This window comes from Actinomycetospora corticicola (assembly GCF_013409505.1).
GTDB lineage: Bacteria > Actinomycetota > Actinomycetes > Mycobacteriales > Pseudonocardiaceae > Actinomycetospora > Actinomycetospora corticicola.
In genome coordinates this window covers 2,619,259-2,635,352 of the sequence record NZ_JACCBN010000001.1, presented here as the reverse complement: position 1 = coordinate 2,635,352, position 16,094 = coordinate 2,619,259, and the positions used below count along the sequence as shown (strand labels likewise).

At 75.6% G+C, this 16,094-nt stretch carries 14 protein-coding genes; 10 read left to right on the top strand and 4 right to left on the bottom strand.

All coding sequences use genetic code 11. The features are described 5' to 3' along the window. Positions 1-8: 8 nt before the first annotated feature. From BJ983_RS12665 to BJ983_RS12650, 4 genes are all read left to right on the top strand, one after another. Positions 9-1,283 (top strand): ROK family transcriptional regulator, encoded by a 1,275-nt coding sequence (locus BJ983_RS12665; protein ID WP_179794110.1) that lies wholly within the window; start codon positions 9-11, stop codon positions 1,281-1,283. After that, a complete protein-coding gene (locus tag BJ983_RS12660) occupies positions 1,267-1,707 on the top strand; it encodes an SRPBCC domain-containing protein (RefSeq protein WP_343054086.1) in 441 nt (146 codons plus the stop codon). Before BJ983_RS12665 ends, BJ983_RS12660 begins: the two co-directional genes overlap by 17 nt. 75 nt (positions 1,708-1,782) lie before the next feature. After that, complete coding sequence (locus tag BJ983_RS32275; RefSeq protein ID WP_179794109.1) at positions 1,783-3,621, top strand: AAA-type ATPase lid domain-containing protein; 1,839 nt, start codon at positions 1,783-1,785, stop codon at positions 3,619-3,621. 138 nt (positions 3,622-3,759) lie between these two features. Then, complete coding sequence (locus BJ983_RS12650; RefSeq protein ID WP_179794108.1) at positions 3,760-4,803, top strand: alcohol dehydrogenase catalytic domain-containing protein; 1,044 nt, start codon at positions 3,760-3,762, stop codon at positions 4,801-4,803. Between the two features lie 882 nt (positions 4,804-5,685). Here the strand turns inward: BJ983_RS12650 and BJ983_RS12645 are convergent. Both BJ983_RS12645 and BJ983_RS12640 read right to left on the bottom strand, forming a co-directional pair. Next, positions 5,686-6,930 carry a geranylgeranyl reductase family protein gene (locus tag BJ983_RS12645; RefSeq protein WP_179794107.1) on the bottom strand — a complete coding sequence of 415 codons (1,245 nt, stop codon included), beginning with the start codon at positions 6,928-6,930 and terminating at the stop codon, positions 5,686-5,688. A 34-nt stretch (positions 6,931-6,964) separates the two neighbouring features. Continuing rightward, a complete protein-coding gene (locus BJ983_RS12640) occupies positions 6,965-7,375 on the bottom strand; it encodes a secondary thiamine-phosphate synthase enzyme YjbQ (RefSeq protein WP_179794106.1) in 411 nt (136 codons plus the stop codon). Between the two features lie 128 nt (positions 7,376-7,503). Here BJ983_RS12640 and BJ983_RS12635 point away from each other — a divergent pair, with 128 nt between their 5' ends. Next, a complete protein-coding gene (locus BJ983_RS12635; protein WP_179794105.1) occupies positions 7,504-8,289 on the top strand; it encodes an SDR family oxidoreductase in 786 nt (261 codons plus the stop codon). Between the two features lie 89 nt (positions 8,290-8,378). Beyond that, positions 8,379-9,695 carry a hypothetical protein gene (locus BJ983_RS12630; RefSeq protein ID WP_179794104.1) on the top strand — a complete coding sequence of 439 codons (1,317 nt, stop codon included), beginning with the start codon at positions 8,379-8,381 and terminating at the stop codon, positions 9,693-9,695. Positions 9,696-9,871: 176 nt separating this feature from the next. On the opposite strand, the gene BJ983_RS12625 is transcribed toward BJ983_RS12630, so the two are convergent. Together BJ983_RS12625 and BJ983_RS12620 are read right to left on the bottom strand one after the other, a co-directional pair. After that, on the bottom strand, positions 9,872-10,333 hold the full coding sequence (locus BJ983_RS12625; protein WP_179794103.1) for a DUF4439 domain-containing protein: 462 nt from the start codon (positions 10,331-10,333) through the stop codon (positions 9,872-9,874). Next, complete coding sequence (locus BJ983_RS12620) at positions 10,330-10,797, bottom strand: hypothetical protein (RefSeq protein ID WP_179794102.1); 468 nt, start codon at positions 10,795-10,797, stop codon at positions 10,330-10,332. The genes BJ983_RS12625 and BJ983_RS12620 overlap by 4 nt, the downstream gene beginning before the upstream one ends. Positions 10,798-10,888: 91 nt before the next feature. Here BJ983_RS12620 and rimP point away from each other — a divergent pair, with 91 nt between their 5' ends. The 4 genes from rimP (at position 10,889) to infB (ending at position 16,081) form a co-directional block, all read left to right on the top strand. Continuing rightward, entirely contained in the window at positions 10,889-11,449 is a 561-nt protein-coding gene (gene rimP / locus BJ983_RS12615) for a ribosome maturation factor RimP (RefSeq protein ID WP_179794101.1), read from the top strand. Further along, a complete protein-coding gene (gene nusA, locus BJ983_RS12610; RefSeq protein WP_179794100.1) occupies positions 11,446-12,444 on the top strand; it encodes a transcription termination factor NusA in 999 nt (332 codons plus the stop codon). The genes rimP and nusA overlap by 4 nt, the downstream gene beginning before the upstream one ends. Before the next feature lie 51 nt (positions 12,445-12,495). Then, positions 12,496-12,885 (top strand): YlxR family protein, encoded by a 390-nt coding sequence (locus BJ983_RS12605; protein ID WP_179794099.1) that lies wholly within the window; start codon positions 12,496-12,498, stop codon positions 12,883-12,885. A gap of 61 nt (positions 12,886-12,946) precedes the next feature. After that, positions 12,947-16,081: a translation initiation factor IF-2 gene (gene infB / locus BJ983_RS31640; protein WP_179794098.1), complete on the top strand. Its 3,135-nt coding sequence runs from the start codon at positions 12,947-12,949 to the stop codon at positions 16,079-16,081. The last annotated feature ends 13 nt before the right edge of the window (positions 16,082-16,094 follow it).

The following is a 16,094-nucleotide window of genomic DNA, read 5'->3' as shown; positions in this document are numbered from 1 at the left end:
ATGGCGGGATGTTCCCGACGACGGGTGGTGCGACCGGGTTCCGGTGTGAGCCCGGTCGCGCGGCGGTCGACCGGTGGCGCACGGCCGCCCGGGTGCTGGACGCGGTCCGGCGGACCCCGGGGCTGACCCGGGTGGCGCTCGCCGAGCAGCTGCGGCTCTCCAGTGCCACGACGACAGAGACCGTGGCCCGCCTGCGCACGGCCGGGTGGGTGGCCGAGGAACGAGCACCGGTGTCGGGGCGGGGGCGCCCGACGACGAGCCTGGTGCCCGCGGCCGACGGCCCGAGGGTGCTCGCCCTGGACCTGCGCCACGAGGACTGGCGGCTCGGGGTCGCGGGGCTCGACGGCGTCCCCACGGTGGTGGCGTCCGGACGACGGGTGCGCGCCTGCCCCGAGGAGGTGGGCGCGGCCGTGGCGGAGCGCGGCGCGGTCGGGCTCGCCGTGTCCTTCCCGGCGCCGCTGTCCGACGGCCACGTGGTGCGTTCCGGCGAGCTCGACTGGACGACGCTGGACCTGGCGCGGCTGACCGGCGGGTCCACGCTGCGGGTGGTGCAGGGCAACGACGCGACCCTGGCGGGGCTCGCGGAGGCGCGCAGCGGCGCGGCGGCGGGCGCGGGCACGGCGCTGACGGTGCTCGTCGAGGTCGGGCTCGGCGGCACCCTGCTGATCGACGGCCGCCCCCAGACCGGCGCCCACGGGGCCGCCGGCGAGTTCGGGCACCTGCCGTTCGGCGACCCGGCCGTCGAGTGCGCCTGCGGGGCCCGGGGCTGCTGGGGTCCGGAGGTGGACGGGTACGGCCTGGCCCGCCGCCTCGGGGCGCCGGCGCCGGCCGACCCGCGGACGTTCGCGACGACGGTGCTGGACCGGAGCGACGCCCCTGCCGTCGCGGCCGTGGCCGGCGCCTCGGCCGCACTGGGCCGGGGGTTGGCGGGCCTGGTCAACGCGCACGACCCCGACGTCGTGGTCCTCGGCGGACTCGCCCCGCGGCTGCGGGGCGCCGCCTTCGAGGAGGCCTACGCGGCCGGGCTCATGGGCTGGCGGCGCGCCGAGCCCACCCCGGTCCGCGACGCCGTCCACGGCGCCGACGCCGCCCTGCACGGCGCGGTCGCCCTCGCCCTCGACGAGGTGACGAGCGCGGAGGGACTCGCCCGCCTCGCCGCGGACGAGTCCGAGCAGCGCACGCCCGCGGGCCCGGCCGCCCGGTTGGACGCCCTGGACACCGAGGTGCGCCGTGGTCGGCGCGCCCGGTCGCACGAGGAGGTCGACCGTGACCGCACCGGCTGAGGACCTGGTCGTCCGCCGCACCTTTCCCGACCCGGTGGAGGACCTCTGGTCCGCGATCACCGAGTCCGACCGCATGGGTCGGTGGATCGGGACCTGGACCGGCGACCCGACCACCGGGACCGTCTCCTTCACCATGACCGGTGAGGTCGACGCGGGCGGCGAGGTCGACGATCCGGTGGACGCGGTGATCGAGGTCTGCGAACCCCCGCACCGGCTCGTCGTCCTCCTCCCGTCCGGGGGCACCGCCTGGCACCTGGACCTCACCGTGCGGGCCCACGGGACCGGCTCCGAGCTGGTCCTCGTGCAGCGCGTCGACGGCACCATCCCGCGCGAGGACCTCGCAGCCGGCTGGACCTGGTACCTCGCCCGCCTCGCGGCCGCGCAGTCGGGCGAGCCGATGCCGCCGTGGGAGCCCGCCGGCTGATTCCCGGGGTGCAGGGTCTGCCGACGTCTCCGGATTCTGGTGGGGGAGCGGACGGGCGGCCTACCGTCCGGAGACGTGACGGCGGCCCGCGTGCTCGACGCCGCCCGCGAACGGTTCCGGCGCGGCGGCCGGGCCGCGCTGCCCGCGGGAGTGGTGCGGCCGGAGATCGTCGCGTCGTGGGAGCGGTCGGTCGGTGCCTCGGTCGGTGGCCCGGTGGACCCGCCGTTCGTCGGTCACCACGACGGCGGACCGCTGGTCGCCGCCGCCGACGCGGTGCTGCACCGCTTCGCCCGCGAGAACCCGGAGGTGGGCTGCTCCGTCGCCCTCGTCGGCGACGACGCCGTGGTGCGGGTCCGCTACGACACCGACCCGGCCCTGGGGGAGCTCCTCGACGCCGCCGGCCTCGTGCCCGGGCACCGCTGCGACGAGGCGTCGGTCGGGACGACGGCGGCGTCGGTCGCGGCCCACGAGCGTCGCGCGGTCCTCGTCGAGGGCCCGGAGCACCTCCACCCGGCGTGGCGGCTGCTGCGGGAGGCGGCGGCGCCGGTCGGTGGCGGCCGCATCGTGGTGGTCGCCCACGCCTCGGAGCCCGTCACGCCTGCCCTCGCGCGGCTGCTCGCCGACGCGGTCGCCGACCACGACGAGCGCGACCGCCGCCGACGGGTCCTCGCCGTCCACGACGCGATGTCGGCCCTGCGCGCCGAGGGCGTCCCCTGGGTCGTGGCCGCGACGGGCGACGAGACCTGGCTCGGCCGGGAGGTCGCGGCGCTGCCCGACGCGGACCGCCAGGCCCTCGGCGACGCGCTGACCACGAGCGTCCTGCTCGACGAGACCGGCGGGCCGCGCCACCTCGACCTGCCGTCCGGGGTGTGCGCCGAGGTCGACCTGCGCGAGGTCCGCGGCGAGGACGGGGAGGTGTTCGGCGCGGTCCTCGCGGGCGGTCCGGTCCCGGTGCACGCCGGGGCGGGGCGGGTGAGCGTCGCGGCCCGCGAGGCCCGGCGGCGCCAGGGCTCGCACGTCGCGCCCACGGGTCGACGCGACTTCGCGGCGGACCTGCACCGCGACCCGTCGTCGGGAGAGGAGGCCCGGCGCCGCGCGACGCAGGAGCTGTTCGGCCCCTACGAGCGGATGCGCCGCGACGCGACGGCGGCGCTCGGCCGTCGGCGGCACCTGCTGCTGGTGGGGGAGAACGGCGTCGGGAAGCGGACGCTGGCCCGGGAGCGGTTCACCTACCTGTTCCCGCGGGGGACCTCGACGACGGTGGACTGCACCGGGCCGGCCGACGACCTGCGCCTCGACCCCGGCAGCCTCGACCCGGTCGGCGGCGAGGCACACCTGGTGCTGCTCGACCAGGTGCACGCCCTGACCCCGGTCGCCGCGCGCCGCCTCGACGAGGCGCTCCGGCCGCTGACGGCGATGCCGGGTCGGGTGGTCGTCGTCGGCTGCCTGGACTCCGCGGCCGTCGACGCCGCGCGCCCGTACGGCCTGCTCCTGCGCCACTTCCACGACACCGTGCGGGTCCCCGCCCTGCGCCACCGGACCGACGAGCTCGCGGGCCTCGCCCAGGCCGTGCTCCGGTCGATGAGCGGCGCCCGCTCGCTCCGGCTCTCGCACCAGGTCGTCCGGGTGCTCGAGGGCTACGCCTGGCCGGGGAACATCGCCGAGCTCGAGGACGTGCTGCGGTACGTGGTGGCGCGCAAGCCGGTCGGGATCGTGCAGCCGCCCGACCTGCCCGCGCTCTGCTTCACCAGCGCCCCACGGCTGACGATGCTCGAGACCGCCCAGGCCGACGCGATCATCCACGCGCTCTACGAGACGCGCGGGAACCGCTACAAGGCGGCCGCCATGCTCGGGATCGCCCGGTCGTCGCTCTACCGCAAGATCGACGCGTTCGGCATCAGCTACATCGCCTGAGGAGTGTCCCGGCGGCGGGACACCGGCCGGTCCGCGCGGCCCCGGGGCGCACCGGATCGTCCCGGAATCGGACAGTCGGACCGTGACCCACGCCATAGCGTCGGGGACGCTCAGCGGGCGCAACCAGCGGAGGTCGCGATGAAGGCCCTTGTGTACCACGGTCCCGGTCGGAAGGCGTGGGAGGACGTCCCGGACGCGGCGATCGTCGAACCCACCGACGTCGTCGTCAAGGTGGAGACCACCACGATCTGCGGCACCGACCTGCACATCCTGCAGGGCGACGTGGCCGCGGTGACCGACGGCCGCATCCTCGGGCACGAGGCCGTCGGGACGGTCACCGAGGTCGGCGGGGCGGTCCGCGGGTTCTCGGTCGGCGACCGGGTGCTGGTCCCGGCGATCACCAAGTGCGGCCGGTGCGAGTACTGCCAGCGCGGCATGCCGTCGCACTGCCAGACCGTCGGCGGGATCGGCTGGATCTTCGGCCACCTCATCGACGGCACGCAGGCCGAGTTCGTGCGCGTGCCCTACGCCGACACCTCGCTCTACCTCGTGCCCCCGGAGGTCACCGACGAGCAGGCGATCTTCCTCGCCGACTCGCTGCCCACCGGCTACGAGGTCGGGGTCCTCGCCGGCGGCGTGCGGCCCGGGCACACGGTCGCCGTGGTCGGCGCCGGGGCGGTGGGTCTCTCGGCGGTCCTGACGACGGGTCTCTGGGGCGCGTCCAAGGTCATCGCGATCGACTCGAACAAGTTCCGGCTCGAGAAGGCGCTCGAGTTCGGGGCGACCGACGCCATCGAGGTCGGCCCGGGCACGGTGTCCGACGTGGTCGCGCTGACCGACGGGCTCGGCGTCGACGTCGCCATCGAGGCGGTCGGCTACCCCGAGACCCTGCTGACCGCCGCCTCGCTCGTGCGGCCCGGCGGGACGATCGCGAACGTCGGCGTGCACGGCACCCCGGTGGAGATCCCGATGCAGGACATGTGGATCGCCAACGTGACCCTGACGATGGGCCTGGTCGACACCGTGTCGATCCCGACGCTGCTCAAGATGGTCGCCTCGGGCCGCATCCCCGCCGAGAAGATGGGGACGCACTCGTTCACGTTCGACCAGATCGACGAGGCCTACGAGGTGTTCGGCAACGCCGCGGCGAACCTCGCGCTCAAGGTGGTCATCACTCCCTGATCCCGGTGCGGCCACGGCTCCGGTTCCTCGGAGGCCGGAGAGGTGGTGGCCGTCCCGACCGATACGGTGTCGGCCGGCGGGGGGTGGGCGGACGTGCTGCACACCCGTGGCGGGGACGGGCGCCGGAGGGGGTGCCCGCCCCACTCGGTTGCCTCGATGCGTCACGGCGGACGGCCGTCCCGGCACCCGGCGTCGTGGCGTGGGCGGCCCCGGGTCCGGGCGGGCGAACTCGCCGGACAGGGGCCCGTGGGTCGTGGACGCGTCGGGCGCGACGGCGCCAGAGGTCGCGAGGTCGTCGGTCGCGAGATCCGCGGTCGGGGCGTCGTCCCTCGGGGCGTCGCCGATGGCCGGCGCGTCGGATCCCGTCGTGGCGACCGCGAACCCGACAGCCGGGGGCTCCTCGAGCCAGGCGTCCGGCTCGTCCGGCTCGTCCGGCTCGTCCACGTCCTCGGCCAGGTGCGGCCGCAGGACCTCGTCGCAGTGCACGCGCAGCTCCTGCGCGACGGAGGCCGGGTCGGTGGCCGCGGCGATCGAGGTCAGGAATTCCTCGGCCTCGGCGAGCGCCGCAGCGTCGTGGCCGTCGTCGGCCAGGGAAGCCAGACAGTCGAGCACCGCGCGCACGCCCGGCCCACCGACGACACCCGCCGTGACGGCGCGCGCGAGCAGCGGCAGACCCGAGTCGGCGAGCACGGTCGCCACCTCGGCACGAGGCGCGGAGTGCAGGTCCTGCGGCATGATTCGAACACTAGTACGAGGGTCCGACAGTCACGCCCCGTCGCAGCGAGACCCGCCCAGCTCGTCCACGAGTGTCACGGGAGGCAGGCCCCGAGGCCCCGGAACGTGCCTGACGTGCACCTCGCTGACGCGACCCGCCGTCGGGAATCAGCCCGCGGCGACCGGCGTCCGCAGGTCGGCCGCCGGGAACGGCGGGAGTTCGTCCGCGCGCAGCGACGCCTTCCCCGCGAGGCGCCATGCCCGGGCGACCACGTCGTGGTCCTCCTCGGTGACCAGGTTGCCCATGACGCGCAGGGCCACCGTCATGAGCGCCTTCGACCGCATCCCGACCGGACCGGCCACGGGCAGCAGCTTCGGCACCGTCAGGAGCTTCGCGAGGCGCCGGGCGATGGAGAACGCCGAGCCGTAGTGCTCGCGCAGCGTCGCGGGCCAGGCGAGCGACCAGTCGTCCTCGCCCAGCAGGTCGACGATCAGCCGCCCGGTCTCGAGCCCGTAGTCGATGCCCTCGCCGTTGAGCGGGTTCACGCAGCCGGCGGCGTCGCCGACCAGGGCCCAGTTCCGCCCCGCCACGCCGGACACGGCGCCGCCCATCGGCAGGAGCGCCGACGCGACGTCGCGCACCTCGCCGGAGAGCTGCCAGTCGTCCCGGCGCTGCGTGGCGTAGTGCTGGATGAGCGAGCGCAGCCGGACGTTGGCCGGGCGCTTGTCGGTGGCGAGCGTGCCGACGCCGATGTTCACCGACCCGTCGTGCAGCGGGAACACCCAGCCGTAGCCCGACAGCACCTCGTTCTCGGTGCCGCGCAGCTCGAGGTGCGAGGAGATCCAGGGGTCGTCGTGGCGCCCGGAGGTGATGTAGCCGCGCGCCGCGACGCCGAACGCCGTGTCCTTGTGCCAGACCCGCCCGAGGACACGCCCGAGCGTCGACTTCGCCCCGTCCGCCACGATCAGCCGGCGGCACGCGATCCGCGACCCGTCGTCGAACACCACCGCGGACACGGCGGCGCCGGAGAACTCGACGTCGACCGCCCGCCGGCCCTCGACCGGGACCGCGCCCCGCTCCAACGCGACCGTGCGGATGCGGGCGTCGAGCTCCGTCCGGGCCACCGCGCCCCCGTGCGCGGGGAGCGAGCCACCCGGCCACGGCAGCGTCAGGAGCTGCCCGAACCCGGCGGCGCGCAGGCCGCGGTTCTCGCCGCGGCCGCGGACCCACTCGCCGAGGCCGAGCTTCGTCAGCTCCGCGATCGCCCGGGGTGTGAGGCCGTCCCCGCAGGCCTTGTCGCGGGGGAAGACGGCGGCGTCGGCGAGGACGACGTCGTGACCCGCCTGCGCGGCCCACGCGGCCGCGGACGAGCCGGCCGGCCCGGCGCCGATGACGAGGACGTCGGTGTTCACGTCCTCCAGGATGCCTGCTCGGGCCGGGGCCGGCTCAGCCCGCGAGCAGGCTGAGACGAATCTTGCGCGACGGGTTGTCGGTGTTGGTGTCGACCAGGCACACCGACTGCCAGGTGCCGAGGGTCATCCGGCCGCCGAGCACGGGCACCGTCATCGACGGGGCGACCAGCGCGGGCAGCACGTGGTCGCGACCGTGGCCGGGGGAGCCGTGGCGATGCCCCCACCGGTCGTCGGCGGGGAGGATCTCGTGGAGCTGGCGCAGGAGGTCGGAGTCCGACCCGGCGCCGGTCTCGATCACCGCGATCCCCGCCGTCGCGTGCGGGACGAACACGTGCAGCAGGCCGTCCTGCGCGTCCGCGTCGCGCAGGAACCGCTCGCACTCCGCCGTGATGTCCCGGACCGTCTCCTGCTCGCCCGTCCGGACCTGGATCTCCTCGCTGCGCATCGCCGCCGAGCCTACGTCCGCCGTCCTGACGCCGGGTGCGCGAGACTCCCGCCGCGACGAAGTGGATTTCCTGCCGCTGGACGACAGCGACGACGCTTCGCTGCCACGGGGACAGGGAGGAGCCACCCATGACCGACGTCGCCGTCGTCACCGGCGCGGGACGGGGGATCGGCGCCGGGCTGGCCCGGGCGTTGAGCGAGCGCGGGCTGCACGTCGTGGTCACCGACGTCGACGGGGCCGCCGCGACCCGCACGGCCGACGCCCTGCCCGGCCCGGCCACCGCGCTCCCGCTCGACGTGCGCGACGCGGGCGCCCAGCGCTCGGTCGCGGCCGCCGCGGCGGACCTGGGCGAGGTCACGGTGTGGGTCAACAACGCGGGCGTGCTCTCGACCGCCCCGGTCTGGGACGCCACCGACGCCGAGGTGACCTCGACCGTCGAGATCAACACGCTCGGGGTCGTGCACGGCTGCCGCGCGGCGGTCGACGTGATGCGCCGCGGCGACATCCTCAACGTCGTCTCGCTCTCCGGTCTCGGCCCGACGCCGGGTCTGGCGATCTACGGGGCGTCGAAGGCCGCCGCGCTCTCCTACGTCCAGGCGCTGCACATCGAGCTCGGCGGCGCCCGCCGGCCGATCCGCTGCCTCGCGCTGTGTCCGGACGCCGTCTCCACCGAGCTGCTCCGCGCCGTGTCCGACCGCCCGTCCTCGGCGCTGCTGTTCACCGGCCCGCGGGTGCTCGGGGTCGACGAGGTGGTCGCCGCGGGGATCGCGATGCTCGACGGGAAGCGCGAACTCCGGGTGCTCCCGGGCTGGCGCGGCTGGCTCACACGGACGCAGTCGATGCTCCCGGTGGCCGCACGGACCCTCACGCCGATGGTGGCCCGCATCGGGGAACGGCGTCGGCCGGGCGGCTGATCGGGGCGACACGGCGGGGGTCGTGATGCTTCCGTGATCTCGACGGCTACCGTGAGCGCCGCCCGTCGTCACCCGATCGTGGAGGTCGGATGCTCCTCGTCGCCCCGGATCCCCGTCACGGGATCGCACCGGAGCGCGTGCGCCGTGTTCGTCGCCTGCTCGACGGGCTGCCGACGGCACCCGGGGTGGCCGTGGCCCTGCCCGGCGGACCGGACGGCGTCCTCGACGCCCTGGTGCTCCGGCCCGACGGGGTCCTCGGGCTCGTCCCGGCCGGCGACCGGGTCCCGGTCCTGACGACGGGAGGCGCCGGCGGGGTCCAGGACCGCGCGGCCGCCGAGATCGACCGGCTGCTCGCGCTCGCCGACCCCACCCCGACCGCGCCCCGCCAGGTCGTCCCCGTCGTCGACCGCGCGGTGCCCGACCGCGCCGACCCCGAGCGCACCGCCGAGGACCGGGCGATCGGCGTCGCCACCGCCGCGGGTCTCGTCCTCACCGCCTCGTCCGGACCGACTGTGCTCGACGCCGCCGAGGTCCGTCGGCTCTTCGCCGCCTGGCGGCTCGCCGGGTTCGTGCCCGACCCGGTCGACCTGGCCGCGGCCGGTTTCCCGGGGTCGCTCCCGCCCGGCGCGGTGCCGGCCGCGCGCTCCGCCGCCGTGTCGAACCCGGGCGGGCCGCTCGCCCGCCCCACCACGGCCCCGATCGCCGTCGCGGACCCCACGCCGGCCGGTATCGCCGTCCCGGAGGTCGGCGGTCCCGGTGGTGGTCCCGAGGAGTCGCCGCGGCTGGGCGGCCTCCCCACCGACTCCCGCCGTCGTCGTCGGGCCCGCCGCGAGGTGACCCTCCCGACGTGGATGGCGACCTGGCGCGGGCTCGGGGTGGCGGCCGTGGTCGCATTCGGGCTCGCGCTCGGCGTCGCCGTGCTCGTGGTGCGCGGCACCGGGGCGACGCCGGAGGAGATTTCGGCCGACCCGGTCCGCGTCGTCGACGGCGTGTCCTGGACCCAGCGCGTCGTCACCAGCGACCCGACCTGCGACGGCCACGCCTACGGTCTCGCCGTCCAGTTCCTCGCCGAGCGGCCCTGCACGCAGCTGGACCGCGCCCTCTGGACCGCGGACGCCGACGGCACGCCCGTCGTCGCGTCGGTGGCCGTCGTCCGGATGCACGACGCCGCCTCGGCCGCCGCCCTCAAGTCGCTGGTCGACTCCTCCGGCACCGGCAACGTCGCGGACCTGCTGCGCGAGGGCCGGGGCTACCCGGGTGCCCCCGCGGCGCTGTCCGGCGCCGGGTACGCGTCGACGCAGCTGGGCGAGGTGGTCGTCATCACCGAGACGGACGGCACCGGCGGCGCGCGGGTCCCGGAGCCGACGCTGGACCGCGTCGCCCGGACTGCGCTCGGCCTGCGGTAATCACGCCGTCAGGTCGTCCGCCGGCGGGGTGGCGGAGGAGCACGCGACCCCGATCGACACCGGTGCGGGTCGCCCGGGCCGTCACCGAAGACCCTGCAGGCGCTTTTCACGACGATGTGAAAAGCGGTCGAACGCGATGCGCCCTCGGCAGGCCAACCGGCCCACCTCGCGACCGCTCAGCCCGTCGGCGGGTCGCCCGGCGACGTCGCCACCTGCGGGGTGACCCCGGCGAGCACCCGCCAGCGCCGCCCGCCCGTCGCCGCGGCCACCATCGCGGCCACCCCGGTGGTCCGCAGGCCCCGGTCGTCGGTGCGCTCCAGGAGCGCCCGCCACGCCGTGGCGACGTCGTCCTCGGCGACCACGAGCAGGGCGGCGGCGCTCGCCGCGTCGGTCACCGGCCGCGGGGTGGCGTAGGCGGGCGCGGCGGGCACCGGCTGCTGCCCCGCGGCCTCCAGGAACGCCACGAGGGCGTCCCGACGCTGCCGGTGCGCCAGCGCCGCGTCCGCGAGTGCCTGGGCGACGGAGGAGGGCAGGAAGGCGGTCGCGAGCCCGCAGCACCAGACGGCCGCGTGCTCGGCGCCGAGGGCGGCCTGGGCGGCGTCGAGCGTGCCGGAGGAGTCGGAGACGGGGGAGGTCACGCCGCCGACGCCTCCGCCCAGCCCGCGCAGGAGGCGGTCACCGAGGCGACGAGCCCGGCGCGGTAGCGGGCCGTGGTGACGGCGAGCGTGGCGCCGGCGTCGCGGGCGGCGCCGAGCGCGCGCGCCAGGGCGGTCGCCGCGTCGGCCGCGGACGACGGGGCGGTGACGGTCGGCGGTGGGGCGTCGAGCACCTCGGAGCGGTCCGGCCGGGCGCGCCGGATCTCCGTCGCGAGCGCCTCCGCGTGCGTGCGCCGCGCGTCGGCGATCGCGGTGAACCGGGCGGCGGCATCGGGGAAGGCCCCGGCCGCGGCGGTGGCGAGAGCGACGTCGGAGCGGGCGGCGTCCCACGGGGCCTCGAGCTCGTCGGGGCCCTCGTCCCGGGCGCACCCCGTCGCCCCCAGGGCGACCACACCCGCCGTCAGGACGGCGAAGGACCGACGGGAGAGGGAGACGGACCGGAGCATCACCGGCCATCGTGCCAGTCGGGGACGGGACTACTCTGGGGCCTCCGCCGTCACCCGCTCCCTCACCCGTTCTGGAGGCAGACCCGTGCCCGTGGGCCCACCCACCGGTGCCGCCGCCACCGCCCTGACGCCCGTCGTGGTCGACGTCGTCGAGCGGGCCGGCTTCGTGCTGGACGACCTCGACCTGCGACCCGCCGGTCGCCGGCAGGTCGTCCGCGTCACCGTCGACACGCCCGACGCCCCCGGCGTCGACGACGGCCCGGCCGGCGGTGTCGACCTGGACGCCGTCGCCGCCCTGAGCCGGGACGTCTCGACCGCCGTCGACGCGCACGAGGAGGCGAACGGCGCGCTGCTCGGCGAGTACACCCTCGAGGTCTCGACGCCGGGCACCGACCGGCCGCTCACCGAGCCCCGGCACTGGCGCAAGGCGTGGCTGCGCCGCGTGGCGGTCACCCTCACCGACGGCACGAAGCTCTCGGGCCGGGTCGGTGCCGTGACCGACGAAGTGGTCACGCTCGCCGTCGAGAAGGGCCTGCAGGAGGTCCCCCTCGCGCAGGTCGAGCGGGCGGGCGTCGAGGTCGAGTTCAAGCCGGCGCCCGAGGCGCAGGTCGAGGCACTGCAGGACGATCGACGTGAGAAGGAGCAGCAGTGAAGGTCGACCTGATGGCCCTGCGCGCGATCGAGCGTGACAAGGACATCGCCTTCGAGACGGTCGTCGCGGCGATCGAGTCGGCCCTGCTGACCGCCTACCGCCAGGCCGGGAACGAGGCCCCGGGCGCGCGCGCTGAGGTCGACCGCACCTCGGGCGAGATCCGTGTCCTCGTGCCCGAGAAGGGCGAGGACGGCGAGACCGTCGGCGAGGTCGACGACACCCCGGCCGGGTTCGACCGGATCGCGGCGACCACGGCACGGCAGACGATCGTCGCGAAGCTGCGCGACGCCGAGCACGACCGCAGCTACGGCGAGTACGCCACCCGCGAGGGGGAGGTCGTCTCCGGGGTCGTGCAACGGGACGCCCGGGCGAACGCGCGGGGCGTGGTGGTCGTCGACATCGGCTCGATCGAGGGCGTCATCCCCTCGGCCGAGCAGGTGCCCGGGGAGAAGCTGGAACACGGCGAGCGGGTGCGCTGTTACGTCGTCGGGGTCAGCCGGACCCCGCGGGGCACGGCGGTCACGCTGTCGCGGACGCACCCCAACCTCGTCCGGAAGCTCTTCGCCTTCGAGGTCCCCGAGATCGCCAGCGGCGCGGTGGAGATCACCGCGATCGCCCGCGAGGCCGGCTACCGCTCGAAGATCGCCGTCCGGTCCACCGTGCCCGGCCTGAACGCCAAGGGCGCCTGCATCGGCCCGATGGGCGCGCGGGTCCGCGGCGTGATGGACGAGCTGCACGGCGAGAAGATCGACATCATCGACCACTCGGACGACCCGGCGGAGTTCGTGGGCAACGCGCTCTCGCCGTCGAAGGTGGTCTCGGTCGAGGTGGTCGACCTCCGGGCCCGCGCGGCCCGCGTCGTCGTGCCGGACTACCAGCTCTCGTTGGCGATCGGCAAGGAGGGTCAGAACGCCCGCCTCGCCGCCCGGCTGACGGGGTGGCGGATCGACATCCGCTCGGACGCCGAGCCCGGCTCCGACCTCGTCGCGCCCTGACGGGTGGGTACGGGGCTTCGGCGTCGGGGCGAGCACGCGGTAGAGTCAGACATGGCCCGGACCCGTCCGGCTCACCACGAGGTTCCACCGATCGAAGGACCGGTGCGCACCTGTGTGGGGTGCCGATCGCGGGGGCCGGTGTCGGAACTGCTGCGAGTGGTGGCCGTGGACGGGACCTGTGTGCCCGACCCACGGCGTCGTGAGCCGGGGCGGGGTGCCTGGATGCACCCCGACACCGACTGTCTGCACCGCGCGGAGCGCCGATCGGCGTTCCCCCGGGCGCTGCGCGTCCCGGGGCCGCTGGACCTCGGTGCCCTGCACGCACTGCTCGCACCGCACCCGACACCGACCGACCCGAGCGCAGGCCCCGACGCCCGTCGGAGTCGGAACACCAGGAAGCAGGTCGACCCCCATGAGCCAGCCGTGAAGCACTCGCGATGAGCGCGCAGGCGTAGGACACGAGGTCGCGGGCACGCCGCCGACCTCGAGAATGAGGAGATCAGTGGCAGGCAAGGCCCGGGTGCACGAGCTCGCGAAGGAGCTCGGCGTCACCAGCAAGCAGGTACTTTCGCAGTTGGAGTCCCTCGGCGAGTTCGTGAAGTCCGCGTCCTCGACGGTCGAGGCTCCCGTCGCGCGCAAGCTGCGCGACTCCATGGGCAGCGGTGGCAACGGCGGGTCCTCCCGCGGACCGCGCCCCGGCGCCCGCTCGGGCGGCTCGTCCGGCGGCAACGGCTCCGGCAACGGCTCCGGGAACGGCACCGCGTCGGCCCCGGCCGCCCCGGCGCCCGGCCCGCGTCCCGACGCGACGCCGACCCCCGCTCCCGCGGCTCCGGCGGCCCCCGCCGCCTCCGCGTCGGCCCCGGCCGCGCCCGCGCCCGGCCCGGCGGCCCCGAAGCCGTCCGACGCCCCGCGTCCCGGTGCCCCGCGCCCCGGTGCGGAGCGCCCGGCGCAGGACCGCGGTCCGCGCCCCAGCGGCACCGACCGCCCGGACCGTCAGCCCCGTGGCATCCCGAAGCCGGGCAGCCAGCGTGGCGGCGCCGTCGAGCGCGGCGGCGACCAGCGCCAGGGCGGTCCCCGTCCCGGCCAGGGTCGTCCCGGCGACCAGCGTCCCGGCGCACCGCGTCCCGGGCAGCAGGAGCGTCCGGCGCAGCAGGAGCGTCCCGGCCAGCAGGAGCGTCCCGCGGCCGCCGCGGCGTCGGCGGGCGACACGTCGGCCGCCCCGCGTCCGGGCGCCCCGCGTCCGGGTCCGAAGACCCCGCGCGTCGGCAACAACCCGTTCGGTGTCGGTCAGGGCGCCCCGCCGCGCCCGCAGGGCCAGCGCCCCGGTGGCGGTGCGCCCCAGGGCGAGCGCCCGCCGCGTCCGCCGCGGGACGGCGACGCCCCCATGCCGCGTCCGCCGCGTGACGGCGAGCGTCCGGCCGCGGGTGACCGTCCGCCGCGTCCCGGCGGCACCGGTGGTGCGACGCCGGGCAACATGCCCCCGCGTCCGAACCCCGGCATGATGCCGGCCCGTCCGGCCGGTCCGCCGAGCCGTGGCGGTCCCGGTGGACGTGGTCCCGGTGGCCCCGGCGGTCGTCCCGGTGGCGGCGGTCGTCCCGGTGGCGGCGGCGGTGGCTTCCGTCCCGGTGGCGGTGGCCCCGGCGGCGGTGGCGGAGCGCCCGCGGGCGGTTTCCGTGGTCGTCCCGGTGGCGGCGGTGGCCGTGGTCGTGGCGGCGGTGCCGCGGGTGCGTTCGGTCGCGCCGGTGGCCCGGTGCGTCGTGGCCGCAAGTCCAAGCGCCAGAAGCGCCAGGAATTCGACAACATGCAGGCCCCCTCGGTCGGCGGCGTCCGCCTGCCGAAGGGCCGTGGCGAGACCGTGCGGCTCCCGCGCGGTGCGTCGCTGACCGACTTCGCGGAGAAGATCGACGCGAACCCGGCCTCGTTGGTCCAGGTGCTCTTCCACCTGGGCGAGATGGTCACGGCCACCCAGTCGGTGTCCGACGACATCCTCGAGCTGCTCGGCGGCGAGATGAACTACGACGTGCAGGTCGTGTCCCCCGAGGAGGAGGACCGCGAGCTGCTGGAGTCGTTCTCGCTGTCCTACGGCTCCGACGACGGTGACGAGGACGACCTCGCGGCCCGCCCGCCGGTCGTCACGGTCATGGGTCACGTCGACCACGGAAAGACGCGTCTGCTGGACACGATCCGCAAGACGAAGGTCGCCGAGGGCGAGGCCGGCGGCATCACGCAGCACATCGGCGCCTACCAGGTCGACACCGAGCTCGAGGGTGTCGAGCGGGCCATCACCTTCATCGACACCCCGGGTCACGAGGCGTTCACCGCCATGCGTGCCCGTGGGGCGAAGTCCACGGACATCGCGGTGATCGTGGTGGCGGCCGACGACGGCGTCATGCCGCAGACGGTGGAGGCGATCAACCACGCCCAGGCGGCCGACGTGCCGGTCGTGGTCGCGGTGAACAAGATCGACAAGGAGGGGGCCAACCCCGCCAAGATCCGTCAGCAGCTCACCGAGTACAACCTCGTCGCCGAGGAGTTCGGTGGCGACACGATGTTCGTCGACATCTCGGCACGCGAGAACATCAACATCGACGGGCTGCTCGAGGCCGTGCTGCTCACCGCGGACGCCTCGCTGGACCTCCGGGCCAACCCCGACATGGAGGCCCAGGGTGTCGCGATCGAGGCCCACCTCGACCGTGGCCGCGGCCCCGTCGCGACCGTCCTGGTCCAGCGCGGCACGCTCCGCGTCGGTGACTCGGTGGTCGCGGGCGACGCCTCCGGGCGCGTCCGACGGATGCTCGACGAGTTCGGCGACGACGTGCGCGAGGCGCTGCCCTCGCGTCCGGTCCAGGTCATCGGCTTCACGTCGGTGCCCGGCGCCGGCGACACGTTCCTCGTCGTCGACGAGGACCGCGTGGCCCGGCAGATCGCCGACCGTCGTCGTGCCCGCGAGCGGAACGCCCAGCTGGCCAGCCGCCGGAAGCGCATCTCGCTCGAGGACCTCGACGCCGCGCTGAAGGAGACCAACGAGCTCAACCTGATCATCAAGGGTGACAACTCGGGTACGGTCGAGGCGCTCGAGGACGCGCTCGTGAAGCTCGACGTCGGCGACGAGGTCCAGCTGCGGGTGCTCCACCGCGGGGTCGGTGCGATCACCGAGGGCGACATCAACCTCGCGATTGCGTCCGATGTCATCGTCATGGGCTTCAACGTCCGTGCCGAGGGCAAGGCCACGGAGCTGGCCAACCGCGAGGGCGTGGACATCCGGTACTACTCGGTGATCTATCAGGCCATCGACGAGATCGAGGCGGCCCTCAAGGGCATGCTCAAGCCGATCTACGAGGAGGTCGAGCTCGGCACGGCGGAGATCCGCGACGTGTTCCGCTCCTCGAAGGTCGGGACGATCGCCGGTTGCCTCGTCACCGAGGGGATCATCCGCCGCAACGCCAAGGCACGCCTGGTGCGCGACGGTGCGGTGATCGCCGAGAACCTGACGATCAGCTCGCTCAAGCGGTTCAAGGACGACGCCACCGAGGTCCGCGACGGCTACGAGTGCGGTCTGACGCTCGGGTCGTTCAACGACATCAAGGTCGACGACAAGATCATGACCTACGAGATGCGGGAGAAGCCGCGCGAGTGACGGTCCTGATCGG

Coding starts and splice junctions, on each gene's coding strand:
- BJ983_RS12665 (WP_179794110.1), top strand. CDS start 9: ATGTTCCCGACGACGGGTGGTGCGACCGGGTTCCGGTGTGAGCCCGGT.
- BJ983_RS12650 (WP_179794108.1), top strand. CDS start 3,760: ATGAAGGCCCTTGTGTACCACGGTCCCGGTCGGAAGGCGTGGGAGGAC.
- BJ983_RS12640 (WP_179794106.1), bottom strand. CDS start 7,375: ATGCGCAGCGAGGAGATCCAGGTCCGGACGGGCGAGCAGGAGACGGTC.
- BJ983_RS12635 (WP_179794105.1), top strand. CDS start 7,504: ATGACCGACGTCGCCGTCGTCACCGGCGCGGGACGGGGGATCGGCGCC.
- BJ983_RS12630 (WP_179794104.1), top strand. CDS start 8,379: ATGCTCCTCGTCGCCCCGGATCCCCGTCACGGGATCGCACCGGAGCGC.
- BJ983_RS12620 (WP_179794102.1), bottom strand. CDS start 10,797: ATGCTCCGGTCCGTCTCCCTCTCCCGTCGGTCCTTCGCCGTCCTGACG.
- BJ983_RS12605 (WP_179794099.1), top strand. CDS start 12,496: ATGGCCCGGACCCGTCCGGCTCACCACGAGGTTCCACCGATCGAAGGA.